Raw genomic sequence first — 13,831 nt, forward strand, 5'->3', positions numbered from 1 at the left:
GCCTTGGAGCACCGCCCGAAGTTTGCCTTCCAGCCGTTGCAGGCTGGCTGGCGCAATTCGCAATCTCGGCGCTTTATGCCAAGTCAGGCTGTAGCCCAGGAACTTCCTCTCCCACGGAGAGGCTACCGCGCTCTTGGCCGCATTCACCGTGAGCTTGAGCTTCTCCGACAGAAACCGGGTGAGGCTTGCCATGATCCGTTCTCCTGCCGTTTTGCTTTGGACGTAGATATTGCAGTCGTCCGCATAGCGGCAGAAGGCATGACCTCGGCGTTCCAGTTCCTTGTCCAGGTCCGTCAGCAGGATATTCGACAGCAACGGACTGAGCGGCCCGCCTTGCGGCGTGCCTTCCGTCCTCGGGGTAACCACCCCGTTGGCCATCATTCCCGCTCGAGATACCGGCGGATGAGCTTGAGTACCCGTTCGTCGCCAATCTTCTTCGATACCTTCTCCATCAGAATGTCGTGATTGACCCGGTCGAAGAATTTCTCCAAGTCCATGTCCACCACAACCCGGCGGCCTTCGGCAACGTACCGCCGAGCTGCCTTGACCGCCTGATGGGCGCTATTCCCCGCTCGGAAGCCGTAGCTCGATTCGGAGAAGCCTGCCTCGAAGATCGGCGAGAGCACCTGATGTAACGCTTGCTGGATCAGTCGATCCGTCAGCGTCGGGATGCCAAGCATCCGGGCCCCGCCTTGCGGCTTGGGTATTTCCACCCGGCGCACTGCCTGCGGGATGTAACTCCCCGCCAGCAGCTTGGCCTTGATCGTCGGCCAGTGTTGCTTGAGGTGGGCCTTGAATTCGTTCACGCCGAGGCCATCGACCCCGGCCGCACCCTTGTTCTTGACCACCCGTTGATACGCCAGCATCAGGTTGCCACGTTCGCACACGGCCTCCATCAGCTCGCTATGCCCCGCTTTCGTCCGCCGGTGATTCGCCAATTCCGCCTCAGCACGCCATTCAGCACCCTCCAGATTCTGTCCGGACTCCTCCGCTGGCGCCCCGCCTTGCCGACGGGCTTCTGCTTTCTCAGGCTTCATCGAGATTTCACCGCCTACTCACGTCCTTCAATGTTCGGCCCTTCGGTCCGTACCGGCACCTACTATGGCCTCGGCTGACTTCCTCACAGACATCCCGACACCTCTCGATGCCAGTAGCACAAGGCATCCGTGAGGATCTCCCCGGGTATGACACACCCACCTTCACGCTTATACCTGTCGGATATACGTCACAGCGTCCCGTGCAAGTTTCGGGCTTTGACGATAATGGCCGCCTTGCCCCGCTGTGCCGCCTCGTATCCGCTTCCTGTTCGTCAGGCCAGCGCTTTGCCTTCGGCTTCCTCCAGATTCGCAGTTACCCACGACACCCTTGCCGTTCAGCTAACTCTTCCCCTTGCCGGGCGAGTAGAGCACTTTCACCTCCAAGTGAGTGCGCCCTGCCGGGCGCACCAAAAAAAAGCCAGGCTGAAGAACCTGGCTTTCTGGAGTAGCAAACGACGATCAGGAAGTCTTTTTCTCGCGCCGCGCAAAGGCCAGACCAGCAAGCCCTAGGCCAAGCAAGGCCAAGCTTCCGGGTTCAGGCACGCGGTTGTCGCTCTGCACCTCAAAGATGATCTGGTAGTCCCAGGCACCACTAGCGCCGCTCGGGCTAATCGACAACGGAGAAAACGCATAAGTACCCGCGCCACGCGGTAGTGCATCGACAAAAAAGTCTTGATCCGCAGTATTCAAAATATTGGCTTCGCTGGAAGCCAACTCACTACCAGAATGGTTATCTGCCCGAAGAGCCCAAGATGACTTCAGCGCCGCTACATTTAGTCCAGGTGTCGAAAATATGACTCTGGTTAGAGTCTGACCTGCGCCTAAGTGAAACAGAAAACCATCGTAATCGACACCTTCAGAACCAATTGAACCGCGACCAAGTATCAAGTTAGAGCCGATCGAGAAGCCAAAATCAACGTTTGAGTATTGTGCAAAATCCCCATCTACCGATTCATCGTAAACGTCGTAAACAATCCCGGCTTGAGCGGAACCAATGAATAACGTCGCGAGAGTCGCGGCGAGCATTAACTTTACCATCTTGCCCCCTATGTCCCAAAAAACCGATATTGGATGGGTAAAGCAATAACAATACCAAAAAATATTAATCAAATTAAATCAATATCCTGCAAAGAATAAAGAATCCAATTTGGCGAATATTCATCAACACTGTCAAGTTTCCCGACAGATTCTTGCACCACTTCATCGCCACACTCCAAGCAAAGCAATCTGGGATAATCCGGGCATGCCGACCATTGCCCGCCTCCCCGACCTGCTGATCAGCCAGATTGCCGCTGGCGAAGTGGTCGAAAGACCCGCCTCCGTCCTCAAGGAACTCCTCGAAAACAGCCTCGACGCTGGCAGCAAGGCGATCCAGGTCCATCTCGAAGAAGGTGGCGTCAAGCTGATCCGCATCACCGACGACGGTTGTGGCATCGCCAAGGATGAACTGGCGCTGGCGCTGACCCGACATGCCACTTCGAAGATTTCCAGTCTCGACGACCTTGAGCGTGTCGGCACCCTTGGCTTTCGTGGTGAGGCGCTAGCTTCGGTCGCTTCCGTCGCCCGCCTGAGCATCACGAGTCGCGAACGCGGCGCGGCGCATGCCTGGAAACTGCGTGGCGAGCCAGGTGCGGAGCCTGAGCCGGCCGCCCTGATGGCCGGCACCGTCGTCGAAATGCGCGACCTTTATTTCAACACCCCGGCCCGCCGCAAGTTTTTGAAGTCGGAAAGCACCGAATTCGCCCACTGCGCCGATGCCGTCCGGCGGCTGGCGCTGACCCGGCCGGATGTCGCGTTCAGCCTGACCCACAACGGCCGCAACCTGTTCCAGCTCGCCCCCGCCGATGCGCCCCGGCGCATTGCCGACATCCTCGGCGACGACTTCCTCGGCACCGCCCGCGCCGTCGATGCCGGCGCCGGCCCCTTGTCACTCATCGGCTTCGCCATCGACCCGACACGCGCCACCGATGCCAAGGACGGCCAGTACGTCTTCGTCAACGGCCGTTTCGTGCGTGACAAGATCATCAGCCACGCCCTGCGCGAAGCCTATCGCGATGTGCTGCACGGCAGCCGCCAGCCGGCCGTCTGCCTGTTCGTGAACATCGACCCGGCGCTCGTCGACGTGAACGTCCACCCGGCCAAGACCGAAGTCCGCTTCCGCGACTCGCGCGCCATGCATCAGTTCGTCTTCCACGCCATCCAACGCACGCTGGCCGCGCCGGTGCAGGCCGCAGCCGCCCCGGCGCTGGTCGAACGCGGCGCGGCAAGCGGCGAATACCCGACTTCCACGGTCAACCGGCAAAATCAGCCAAATTTCGAATATGCCCCGCCGCTCCGTCATCAAGGCAGCCTCGGCGTCGCCGAACCGGCCGCCACGGCCTACCTTGCCTTCGCCCGCGCCGCCCAAGACATCGGCCAGTCGCCGGTCCCGCGCCCCGAAGTCGCCCCGCAATTCCAGCCAGCCGAAAGCAGCGACAGCGCCGGCCCGCCGCTCGGCTACGCCCTGGCCCAACTGCACGGCATCTACATCCTGGCCCAGAACGCCCGTGGCCTGATCCTCATCGACATGCACGCGGCGCACGAGCGCATCCTCTACGAAAAGCTCAAAACCGCCTTCGACAACCGCCAGATCGCCACCCAGTCGCTGCTCATCCCGGCCGTCTTCTCGGCTGACCCGCTCGACATCGCGGCCGTCGAAGAGCATGCCGAGGCACTGGCCAACCTCGGTTTCCAAATCGCCCCGCTCGGCCCCAACCAACTCGGCGTCCGTGCCGTCCCCGCCCTCCTGCAAAGCGGCGACCCCGCCGCGCTGGCCAAATCGCTGATCGCCGAACTGCGCGAACACGGCATCACCCAGCTCGCCACCGCCCGGCGCAACGAACTGCTCGCCACCATGGCCTGCCACGGCGCGGTCCGCGCCCGCCGCCTGCTCACCGTTCCCGAAATGAACGCCCTGCTTCGCCAGATGGAAGAAACCGAACGCGCCGGCCAGTGCAACCACGGCCGGCCGACGTGGACGGAACTATCGCTCAACGATCTCGACAAACTGTTTCTGCGCGGGCAATAATTCGGCGGCCCAAACCCGCCCCGGCCCACACCCCCATGATTCCATCCCTCAGGCAGTTGCTCCGACCATCATCGGCGCCCGCCGGCGAACGTCGCAACATCCTGATGGCCCTGGGGCTCCTCGCCCTCCTGACATACATCGGACTTGTTGCCGGCGGCCTGAAAGTGGCGCTGGACCGCGAAAACGAGTTTGCCCTGCGCAACCTCGACAACCTGGCCCGTGTACTGGAAGCACATGCCCATAACACTGTCGACAAGATCGACACCGTGCTGCTCGCCAGCCAGTTACGCCTGAACACCACGCTGGCCGGCGAATCGGGCGATTCTGCCGCGGTCAACGCCGCGCTGGCCAGCTACCTGGCACTGATCGCCAATGAATCGCAAAGCCTGCGCGTAGCCAACGCCGAGGGCAACTTCACGCATGACGCCTCGGGCACGATCGCCAGCGTCCACATTCGCGACCGCGACTACTTTCAGCGCAATCGCGACGGCGCCACAGCACTGGTCGTCTCCGAGCCTCTGTTCGCCCGGATCACCAGCAACTGGGTTATCACCCTGAGCCGCCGCCTCAACGACCGGCAAGGCCAATTCGCCGGCCTCGTCCAGGCCGCGGTACGGGCTGATCATTTCCAGGAATTCTTCACCAGCCTCAAGCTCGGCCCGGGCCAGAGCGTTGCCTTGGTCGACCGCGAACGCCGGCTGATTGCCCGTTACCCAGCTGCCCCCGAGCGCCAGGGCAAAGTCGTCGAAGATACACCGCTGACAGCGCTGATCGCCGCCAAGCAGGGGTATGGCAGCTTCACCCACCGCTCGTCGGTTGACGACATCAAGCGGCTCTATGTCGCCCGTCAGGTCGCCCACTACCCGTTGTACGTGGTGATCGGACACGCGCCGAGCGACTATCTGGCCAACTGGTACCAGCAAGTTATGTGGTCAGTCCTCAGCATCTTCTTGCTGGCCTTCGTTCTAGGCGGCTGGATCACTGTCTGGCTGCGCACCTACGACCGGGCGCGCGCGCTGGCGCAAGGCATGACACGGGCCTACGAGAACACCACGCGGCAAACCCGCGCCCTCCTCGACAGCCTGCCCGACCCGGCCTGGCTGAGCGACCGCCAGCAACGTCTGATCGCCGTCAATGATGCCTACGCACGGGCCTGCGGCCAGCCGGCCGAGACTTTGCCCGGCCAGACGGTGGCCGCCATCTGGCCGGCCGAAGCAGCCGAATCGCTGTCCCGGCAGGATGCCCTGGCGCTGACCGAACAATGCCAACAGCGGCGGACCGATACCCAGCAACTGGCCGATGGCAAGGTCCGTCATTTCGAGTTCATCTCGACCCCAGTCCTCGACGACCGTGGCGAACTGGCCGGCGTCGCCGGAGTCGCCCGCGACATTACGCAACTGCATGAGGACCAGGAGCGCATCCGCTACCTGGCCGAACACGACCAGCTGACCCGGCTCCCCAACCGCAGCATGCTGGCCGATCTGATGTCGCAGGCGCTGGCGCTGACCTTCGGCACCCAGGCCGAAGTCGCCCTGATGTTCCTCGACCTCGACCATTTCAAGAACGTCAACGACACGCTCGGCCATGAGATCGGCGACCAGTTGCTGCGCGAAGCGGCCCTGCGCCTGCGCCGCAGCCTCGATGCGCGCGACACGGTCAGCCGGCAGGGCGGTGACGAATTCGCCATCCTGATCCAGGGCTATGGCTCGCCCTCGCGTCTGGCCAGCATCGCCCAACGACTGATCGACGCACTGGGCGAACCCTTCATGGTGGCCGGCCACGAACTGCGCGTCGGCGCCAGCATCGGCATCAGCACCTACCCGGAGGACGGCAAGGACATCGGCAGCCTGCTGAAGAACGCCGACACCGCGATGTACCAGGCCAAGGCCGCCGGCGGAAATGCCTACCGCTTCTTTACGCCCGAGATGAACATCCGCATCTCCGAACGGGTCATGCTGGAAAACTGCCTGCGGCGGGCGCAGCGCGGCGAGGAGATCCACCTCAACTACCAGCCCCAGGTCGACGCCCAAAGCGGCCGACTGATCGGCCTCGAAGCGCTGGTCCGCTGGAACCACCCGGAAAAAGGCAATATCCCGCCCGCCCGCTTCATCCCCATCGCTGAAGAAAGCAACCTGATCAACCAGATCGGCGACTGGGTGCTGCGCGAAGCCTGTCGGCAGAACCGCCAGTGGCAGGAGCAAGGCCTGCCGCCCGTGGTCATGGCCGTAAACCTGTCCGCCGTTCAGTTACGCCAGGCCAACCTCGCCCAACGCATCATCGCCATCCTCGCCGATACGGGTCTGGAGCCCTGCTGGCTGGAGCTGGAAATCACCGAAAGCGCCTTCATCCACGACACCGACCGCATCGTCGCCGTGCTCGACGAACTGAGCGCCCTGGGCATCAAGCTGTCGATCGACGATTTCGGGACCGGCTACTCCAGCCTGGCCTACCTCAAGCGTCTGCCCTTCGACCGCATCAAGATCGACCAATCCTTCGTCCGCGAACTGCCGGGCGACACCGACGACGCCGCCATCGTCCGGGCCATCATCGCCATCGCCGACAGCCTGCAAAAGGAAGTCATTGCCGAAGGCGTCGAGGAACTCTCCCAAGCCGCCTTCCTGCTCGACCATGGCTGCCGCCTGATGCAGGGCTACCACTTTGGCCGCCCGACCACGGCGGTCGCCATCGAAACCGTCTTGCAGCGTGGCGGATACCTTCCCATTCGGGCAGTCGACGCGGCCATTTGATTCCCACGGTCAACCGGAAAATTTGGCCAAAAATGAAAACCGGTCCTGCAGCGAAGCTGCCGTGCCAGCCTTCATGAATGACTGATCAACTCGACAAGCCACTTCTGCGCAGGCAAGAAAAACCCCGCCGCAGCGGGGTTCGGGCGCAAATGATAGATCGCTTACAGCGACTGGCGGCGACGCGCCATAGCACCAATCAGACCGAGACCAGCCAAGAACATGGCGTAGCTCTCCGGTTCGGGAACAGCTGCGATGGCCAGAGGCATATCCACCACACTGGTTTGGCCATTAACGCTGGCCCCCAACTGGAATATTCCTGTCAGGTTGCCGGCGGACGTATTGACGAATGCACCAGCCAAAGTCACCGAGGTCGACTGGGTTGATGGTGAACCGGGATACCCCCAGTAATAAGTTCCGGCAGCTGAAGATGTGCTGTCATACGAGCTCTGGCTACCATTCCCGCTTGCACCCGCTCCGCTCACTGTCATGAAGGCCATTGCAGAAGCACTCTCTCCGTAACCAGTCAGGTAATCATACCCGGCCGTGGATGACGCCTGCGTTGATGCATTGGCCTGGAATACAACCGCGGTATTCGCGCTCAATACGAAACTGCTACCGCCGTTGTAGTTTTGTGCAGATGCGGAGAACGACTTGCCTGGCCATCCCCCGCTGGTTGCCGTAGCAGACCCCGAAGCCGTGACCGAAGTGGCCGTGATGGTGGCGCTCGCAGCCGCATTGAAGATACCTGCCGTCGAACTGTTTACCTGCCCGATCGGCATGTAATTGTTGGTGTTGCTATTTCCATATTGCCCGCTAACGTTTGCACTGGTGTAAGTAGCCATGTTCGGATCGATACCGGATACGTTGGCCCAGGTCATCGTCGGCACAATCCCGTCCAGCGGATTCAGATCGTAGAGCGTAATCGTAAAATCGCTGATCGTCGCCGAAGCGGATACGGCCGCCATGGCCGGTGTTGCAAACGCCACAGCAATGGCGCCGACCAATGCCAGTTTCTTGAATACGAATTTCATTATTTCCCCTTAATTAGATAGCTGCTTCTTAATGCTAGCAAAGCATTAACCCAATGTCATTAGTCCATTTAGATATCCAGTTAACATAAAATTGACCTGCTCAGGGATTGCTAAAATCTCTTTTCTCGATTAAACAGCGCTGACCAAAATCCCACGGTCAACCGGAAAAATTGGCTAAAAATGAAATACTGCCCAGCGATAAAAACCCTGATCCATGCTTGAATTCCTGATCGAGATCCTTGGCGAGTTTGTCCTCCAGGCAGTCGGCGAGGCTTTGCTGGAACTGGGTTTTCACTCGCTCGCCGAACCTTTCCGGAAACCGCCGAATCCGTTGCTGGCGGCGCTCGGTTACGCAATTTTCGGCGCGCTGGCCGGCGGACTCAGCCTCATGCTTTTGCCAACCCATCTCACGCCGTCCGGCCTCCCCCGTCCTGCCTCCCCCGTCTCGCCAACCTGCTGTTGACACCGATTGCCGCCGGCTTGTGCATCGTCGCCATGGGCGCCTGGCGGAGCCGGCGTGGCGATGCATTGCTGCGCATTGACCGCTTTTCGTATGGCTACCTGTTTGCCCTGAGCCTGGCGCTCGTCAGATTTCAATTTGCGCATTGACCGGCCATGCCAACAACATGCTTGGATCCCATTTGAAAAGTTCGTAGGCTCCGGATCAACCCTCCGTTTTTTCGGGGGGAAGCGCTCCATGAAGGCCGGCAGCTTCGCCGGCAGACTTTCGACGGCAGGAGGCTTCCATGCTCAAACTGTTTTCCATCCCTGCTTTTAGGCACCGCAATGCATGGCGGCTGTTCTTTGCGCTTCTGGTCATGGCCGGGCTGAATGCCTGCGGAAAATCGAGCGCGCCACTGGAGACACCGGTGGAAGCAGCGCCGCCACCAGCCGCGGCGAGACCCGCACCGGCCCCCGCACCGGCCGCCCCTCCCGCGCCGGCACCCCGGCCGCCGGCGCCGCCCAAAGCCGCGGCCCCGAATGGGGGCGATATTCCGCGCGAGACCGGCGCCATCGACCATGAATCGCCGTCAATCCCCCAGTTTGACTGGCCGCCACCCAAGGCTTCGGCCGAGGAGTCGATTCCCGACAAATGGCTGCGCACCGGCTCGACGACCCGGCTGGCCAATGTCGCCGACAAGTTCGAGAAGGCCTTGCGTCTGGCCCACTACGAGCAGCGCAGCTATTACGCTGTGCCGCGCGGTTTTGCGTTGGCGACGCAGCTTGAGCAGATCAAGGCCGATGGCACGCCGATGCCCGGGGCGGATCGCTGGAAGGTCGGCACGCCGTCGGTGAGCAATCTATCGCTGGCGAGCTTCATCAAGGCTCTGGCCTTTGCGCCGGCCGGCTATTATCGGGCGATTGTTTTCGTCGTGACCGACGCCCCCTGGGTGCAGTCAAGCGCCGCCCCGAGCGATGACAAGATCAAGGGCTGGGCCGGTGGCGGGGCGCACGCGCTGCCGGCGTCGATTGGCGCCCTGCCCTATGGCGAGGACTATCGGGCCCGTGCCTTGATCTACGAATTCCGGAAAGGCGAGTCCGGCCCGGCAAAGACCCTGCTGCCCAGCGCAGTTTCCGGCGAAACGCATCTCGACAAGGGGGGCATCTGGGAACCCCTTAGCATCCTTTAACCCGAGGCGCGTTCATGGCCAATCCCGTCTTCATCAGCTACCGGCGCAGCGACACGACGGGTGAGGCCGGGCGGCTGGCCGATTCGCTGGAAAACCTGCTCGGGGCCGCCTGCGTCTTTCGCGATGCCGACGATATTCCCGCCGGTGAGGATTTCTCGGTTTTTTTGCAGCGCGAGCTGACCGGGACCGAGGTCACCGTCGTCCTCATCGGCAAGAAGTGGCTGGCCGAACTGAACAGCCGCCTGAGCCGGGCGGAGCCCGATTTCGTGCGCATCGAGATCGCCACCGCGCTGAAACTCGGCAAGCGGGTCATTCCGGTTCTACTCCAGGGCGCCGAATTGCCCAGTGCGGCGTCCCTGCCCGACGATCTGCGCGCCCTCGTCAATCGGCAGGCCATCAACCTGCGCGACGAGGCGTGGATAGTCGATGCCGGCCGCCTCGCCGACGCCATCGGCCGTCCCTACGACTGGCGGCGGCTGATGCTGCGGGCCTTGATTTTCATTGTCGCGGCCGTGCTTGCCACCAAATACGGGGTCGGCACCCTGGCCCCGAACGCCGACAACCAGCTTGAACTGGCGCGTGGCGTCATCGTCAGCCTGCTGGCGCTCTATACCGGCGTTGAAGGTTTCCTGTGGTGGAAACGCAAGAAGCGGGCTGCCTGATTTGACCCGGCAAATGGCCACCCTGTTGCTCTGGCTGTCCGGCGCCCTGGCGCTTGGCCTGTTCATCGCCATGGCTATCCAATCGGCGCCGCTGTCTCCGGGCATTCCGGCGCTGCAATTCACCTTTGACGAAGCCGCCTTCAAGGCCATCCTTGCCCAGTGGGGCCCGGATGGCGTCGACCTTTTCCGCCGCCATTTCCGCATCGACTTTCCGGTGCTCGCCAGCTACGGCCTGTTCGGCTACCTGCTCGTCCGCCACGGCAGCCTTTTCGCGCCACTCGACCAGGCGACCCGGCGCCTTTCCAGCTGGACCATGCCTGGCGCGGCAGCACTCGACGCCATCGAAAACCTGCTCCATCTCCGATTGATTTCCGAAGCGACAAGCCACGCCCCTGCCCTCTACATGATCGCCGGCCTGGTGGCGACCGGCAAATGGCTGCTCATCGCCAATTTCATGACCGGTGCGCTATACCTGCTGGCCACCAAATGGCGCTCCGGCCGCGACAAATGACCTCGGCCGGGGAATCCCACGGTCAACCGGAAATTCTGGCCAAAATTGAAAGGTCCGGCGTCCTGTCATGAGCAACGCCGCCCAACTCGCCCCACCCGGCGCCGGCCTGCCGACGCTCGAACGCTGGTTTTCCCGCACCCTGCTGCAAGCCTTGCGGATTTTTTTGAGCAAGGACGCGCTGACCCGCTGGCTGCGCCGGGAGACCGAAACGGTCCTCGCCCTGGCCGCCAGCCTGCCCCCGGCACTGGCCTGCCTGCCGGTCATCGTGCCGCGCGTCACCGGGCTGGAAGACAGCAGCCGCGGCTGGTCGGCCAACATGGTTCTGCGGCATCTGGTCATCGTCGATACCGGCATCCGCCAGATTGCCGAAGCCTTCTCGGACAATAACCCCTTCGACCGCGAAGTACGTATCGCCGAGGTCAAGCCCGAACTCACTGCCGGCGCCGAACAGCACGCCCTGCTGCGCGCGGCGGTCGACGACTATGCCCGGCTGATCGACCGCCTCGGCGATTTGCGCAGCCCCCTGCGCCACGCCCATCCGTGGTTCGGCCAGCTTGACCTGCGCGGCTGGCATGCCCTGGCCGCCATGCACACCACGGCCCATCGTCGCCAGATGCAGCACATCGTCGCCCGCCAAATGCCCGGGAACCAGCCACCCCGGCGCTGATCAGCGCACAAAACAACACATCGTTACAGCCAATCATCGGCTGCGCCGCCTAAAATACCGTCGATGTTCGTGTCCCATCCCTCTCCGGCCCGGCGAGCACCGCTTTTCGCGTTTGCCGCCTCGTTCCTGATTCATGCCCTGATCCTGATGATCCCCCGGCATGATCCGGAAGAAGCATCAAGTCCGCCGCGCATGGAGGCCCGCCTGCGCAAGCCGGTGTCGACCGAAACAGCGAGTGCCCCCGAGGCGCGCCAGAAGCCGGCAAAAATCAAGCCGGAGAGGCCACGGCTGCTGACCACCAACAAGCGGAGCAAAACCTCGGTGGCCAGCGCACCGCAATGGACGGCGGCGGAGAAAGCGGACATGAACCGCTTTCTCGACGAGCTCGACAACAACGCCAAATCCGCCCCCAAGCCGACACTGGCCCAGCGTTCAAAAGCCATGGCGCGCGAGGAAGCGTGGAAGCAGGCGCGGGAAGAATCGGCCGGCAGCGCCTTGCTCGACCTGCGCCCCAACGCCACCCCACCCGACCCGTTCAGCCTGGAAATGTACCTCGAAGGCATGCTCAGACGCCTCAATCGCAGCGCCAGCTTCGTCAAGAATGACCCGCGCGCCAAGGGCATGCATCCGGCTTCCATCGAGTTCAAGGTCAATCCGGACGGCACGATGAAGTCCTTCAAGGTCATCAATGCCGGCGATCAGGCCGACGAGATCGCCTTCGTCAAGGCCGTCGTCGAACGCTCCATCCCCTTCTCGCCCTTCCCGGTCGACCTCGACAAGGCTGCCCGCTCGCTGACCATGCGCATCTGCATCAATCCGGCCGGCTCGGGCGAAGGCGGCTTCGGCTTCACCCGAGCCAGCGGTCGGGCCTGCTGAGCCTCGCCGCCCGGCTCACTTGGTCAGATTGACCGCTTCCTCCGCCCAGCCAATCGCTTCGACCGAGGCCGACTCGATGGCTTCGAGCGAATAACCCAGCTCGTCGGCCAGACGCGCGACGTTCTGGACACGGCCCTTTTCGACGGCGATGCTCAGCATCAGGTAGCGCGCCAGCGGGCCACTGCTGTTGAGCAAGGCGTCACTTAGCGCCGGCAGCAGATTGAGCTTGCCGACCACCGCGCTCATCGGCAGGCCGAGCAGGCTGTCGAGCAGTGAAAGCAGGCCAAGCAGGAAAAATTCATCGCACTCCAGCTTGCTGTGCTTCTCCTGACCGAGCAGTTCGAGGAAACGCCCGCGCGCCAGGGCGAGTTCGAGCAACACCTCGTCGCGCGGCGAGGCAGCGCCAGCCCGGAACATCCCGATCGACAGCCAGCGGTAGAGCTGTTCCCGGCCGAGCACCATGATCGCCTGATCAATGCTGGTCACCGGCTGTGACAAGCCGACCATCGGCGAGTTGGCCATGGCCATCACCTTGACGATAACGCCGGGGTCGCGCTTGGCGATCTGGGCGATGTCTGCCAGGTCGGCGTCCTTGCGCAGCTGGTTGAGCATTTCGATGAGGACCAGCTGGCTCTGGCCGATTTCCTTGGCCTGCTGCTCCTCGTCCGGCTCGGTGGTGAATGTGCCGAGGCAATAAGCAATGCCGTGCGAAACGCAGTAGCGATGCTCCGGCCAGCGCCTGACCTTGTCGGCGATGAGTTCAAGGCCCGGTTTCTCCTGACGCAGGGTGCGCAGCAAAACCTCGAGGCTGGACAAGGAAAGCGCCGAAAAATCGAGCAGCAGGTAATCGGCGTGCGCGAGGATCGTTTGCCGGTGCGTCACGATGTCACCGGCGGCCAGCGCGATCCTCGCCCCGGCACCATGAATGGCGGCGGCAACGGCGTTCCAGTCGCTGGAAACCTTGGCGCCATCGGGCAAGGCGAGCAGAAAGGTCGTCATCGGGCCGATCAGCGGCGTGTAGTCCTGCCGCGTCCAGTCATCGTGGGTCAGGGGAATCAGTGCCAGGCGTCGTGCGGCAAAGACCGCCACATTATTGGCTGAGAGGATTTCCAGCGTCGAAACAGCATCGGCGACCAGTTCGGAATCCGGCCGGCGGGCTGAAAAACGGTAGCCGGCTATGCGTGTCCGGGCATCGATGATCTCGTCTCGCAGCAGAACGACCGGCGGAGCCTTGCGGACGGCGACAACTGGGGCCGAAATAACCGGGACATCGGGCGACGAACTGCCGCCTTTGATGGGCGCAGATTCCCCACCACCCATGCCGAAAACGCGTTTGATGAAACCGAACATGATGCCAAGCCCCGAGATGAAGGTATCGGCAGCCAGACGGGTATTGCCCGGAAAACAGCCGATTTAACAGAGACATTATATTCATCAAATCGGCCGACGAACGGCGACGCGCCAATTAGCTATGTCCCCCTCACTTTCCGCCACCACGGCGCCAGACAGGCGTCTATGACATGCGGCAATTTGACACATTCCGAAGGTATTAGATTTTCCTTATGATCGCCCGGCCTGCCACCCCGTCCAGTTCGTCAGACA

General features: G+C 62.3%; 14 protein-coding genes. 8 read left to right on the forward strand and 6 right to left on the reverse strand.

The genetic code is table 11. From position 1 onward, the window contains the following. The 3 genes from WBK19_RS17060 to WBK19_RS17070 all read right to left on the reverse strand — a co-directional run. On the reverse strand, positions 1 to 381 hold a 381-nt coding region (locus WBK19_RS17060), incomplete at its 3' end, for a reverse transcriptase domain-containing protein (protein ID WP_511291863.1). After that, positions 378 to 1,037, reverse strand: coding sequence for a reverse transcriptase domain-containing protein (locus WBK19_RS17065; RefSeq protein WP_511291865.1), 660 nt, complete (start codon positions 1,035 to 1,037; stop codon positions 378 to 380). The genes WBK19_RS17060 and WBK19_RS17065, both read right to left, overlap by 4 nt. 459 nt (positions 1,038 to 1,496) lie before the next feature. Continuing rightward, positions 1,497 to 2,063: a PEP-CTERM sorting domain-containing protein gene (locus WBK19_RS17070; RefSeq protein ID WP_511291867.1), complete on the reverse strand. Its 567-nt coding sequence runs from the start codon at positions 2,061 to 2,063 to the stop codon at positions 1,497 to 1,499. A 217-nt stretch (positions 2,064 to 2,280) separates the two neighbouring features. Here WBK19_RS17070 and mutL point away from each other — a divergent pair, with 217 nt between their 5' ends. Both mutL and WBK19_RS17080 read left to right on the forward strand, forming a co-directional pair. Beyond that, a complete protein-coding gene (gene mutL / locus WBK19_RS17075) occupies positions 2,281 to 4,104 on the forward strand; it encodes a DNA mismatch repair endonuclease MutL (RefSeq protein ID WP_511291869.1) in 1,824 nt (607 codons plus the stop codon). 35 nt (positions 4,105 to 4,139) lie between these two features. Then, positions 4,140 to 6,851 (forward strand): bifunctional diguanylate cyclase/phosphodiesterase, encoded by a 2,712-nt coding sequence (locus WBK19_RS17080; protein WP_511291871.1) that lies wholly within the window; start codon positions 4,140 to 4,142, stop codon positions 6,849 to 6,851. A 161-nt stretch (positions 6,852 to 7,012) separates the two neighbouring features. Here WBK19_RS17080 and WBK19_RS17085 read toward each other — a convergent pair whose 3' ends face one another. Together WBK19_RS17085 and WBK19_RS17090 are read right to left on the reverse strand one after the other, a co-directional pair. After that, on the reverse strand, positions 7,013 to 7,882 hold the full coding sequence (locus WBK19_RS17085; RefSeq protein ID WP_511291873.1) for a PEP-CTERM sorting domain-containing protein: 870 nt from the start codon (positions 7,880 to 7,882) through the stop codon (positions 7,013 to 7,015). 157 nt (positions 7,883 to 8,039) lie between these two features. Then, positions 8,040 to 8,288, reverse strand: coding sequence for a hypothetical protein (locus tag WBK19_RS17090; RefSeq protein WP_511291875.1), 249 nt, complete (start codon positions 8,286 to 8,288; stop codon positions 8,040 to 8,042). A 53-nt stretch (positions 8,289 to 8,341) separates the two neighbouring features. On the opposite strand from WBK19_RS17090, the gene WBK19_RS17095 reads away from it, so the two are divergent. The 6 genes from WBK19_RS17095 to WBK19_RS17120 all read left to right on the forward strand — a co-directional run bounded on the left by WBK19_RS17095 (position 8,342) and on the right by WBK19_RS17120 (position 12,229). After that, on the forward strand, positions 8,342 to 8,491 hold the full coding sequence (locus WBK19_RS17095; protein ID WP_511291877.1) for a hypothetical protein: 150 nt from the start codon (positions 8,342 to 8,344) through the stop codon (positions 8,489 to 8,491). Positions 8,492 to 8,628: 137 nt separating this feature from the next. Then, positions 8,629 to 9,513: a hypothetical protein gene (locus tag WBK19_RS17100; RefSeq protein ID WP_511291879.1), complete on the forward strand. Its 885-nt coding sequence runs from the start codon at positions 8,629 to 8,631 to the stop codon at positions 9,511 to 9,513. 14 nt (positions 9,514 to 9,527) lie between these two features. Beyond that, the gene (locus tag WBK19_RS17105) at positions 9,528 to 10,175 is read left to right on the forward strand and encodes a toll/interleukin-1 receptor domain-containing protein (RefSeq protein WP_511291881.1); all 648 of its coding nucleotides are present in this window, start codon (positions 9,528 to 9,530) and stop codon (positions 10,173 to 10,175) included. A 13-nt stretch (positions 10,176 to 10,188) separates the two neighbouring features. Next, positions 10,189 to 10,686, forward strand: coding sequence for a hypothetical protein (locus WBK19_RS17110; protein ID WP_511291883.1), 498 nt, complete (start codon positions 10,189 to 10,191; stop codon positions 10,684 to 10,686). Between the two features lie 67 nt (positions 10,687 to 10,753). Further along, on the forward strand, positions 10,754 to 11,353 hold the full coding sequence (locus WBK19_RS17115; RefSeq protein WP_511291885.1) for a hypothetical protein: 600 nt from the start codon (positions 10,754 to 10,756) through the stop codon (positions 11,351 to 11,353). Positions 11,354 to 11,416: 63 nt separating this feature from the next. Beyond that, on the forward strand, positions 11,417 to 12,229 hold the full coding sequence (locus WBK19_RS17120) for a hypothetical protein (protein ID WP_511291887.1): 813 nt from the start codon (positions 11,417 to 11,419) through the stop codon (positions 12,227 to 12,229). 15 nt (positions 12,230 to 12,244) lie between these two features. Here WBK19_RS17120 and WBK19_RS17125 read toward each other — a convergent pair whose 3' ends face one another. After that, positions 12,245 to 13,579 (reverse strand): EAL and HDOD domain-containing protein, encoded by a 1,335-nt coding sequence (locus tag WBK19_RS17125; RefSeq protein WP_511291889.1) that lies wholly within the window; start codon positions 13,577 to 13,579, stop codon positions 12,245 to 12,247. Between the last annotated feature and the right edge of the window lie 252 nt (positions 13,580 to 13,831).

The sequence above is a fragment of the Azonexus sp. genome (genome assembly GCF_049652925.1).
Taxonomy (GTDB): Bacteria; Pseudomonadota; Gammaproteobacteria; order Burkholderiales; family Rhodocyclaceae; genus Azonexus.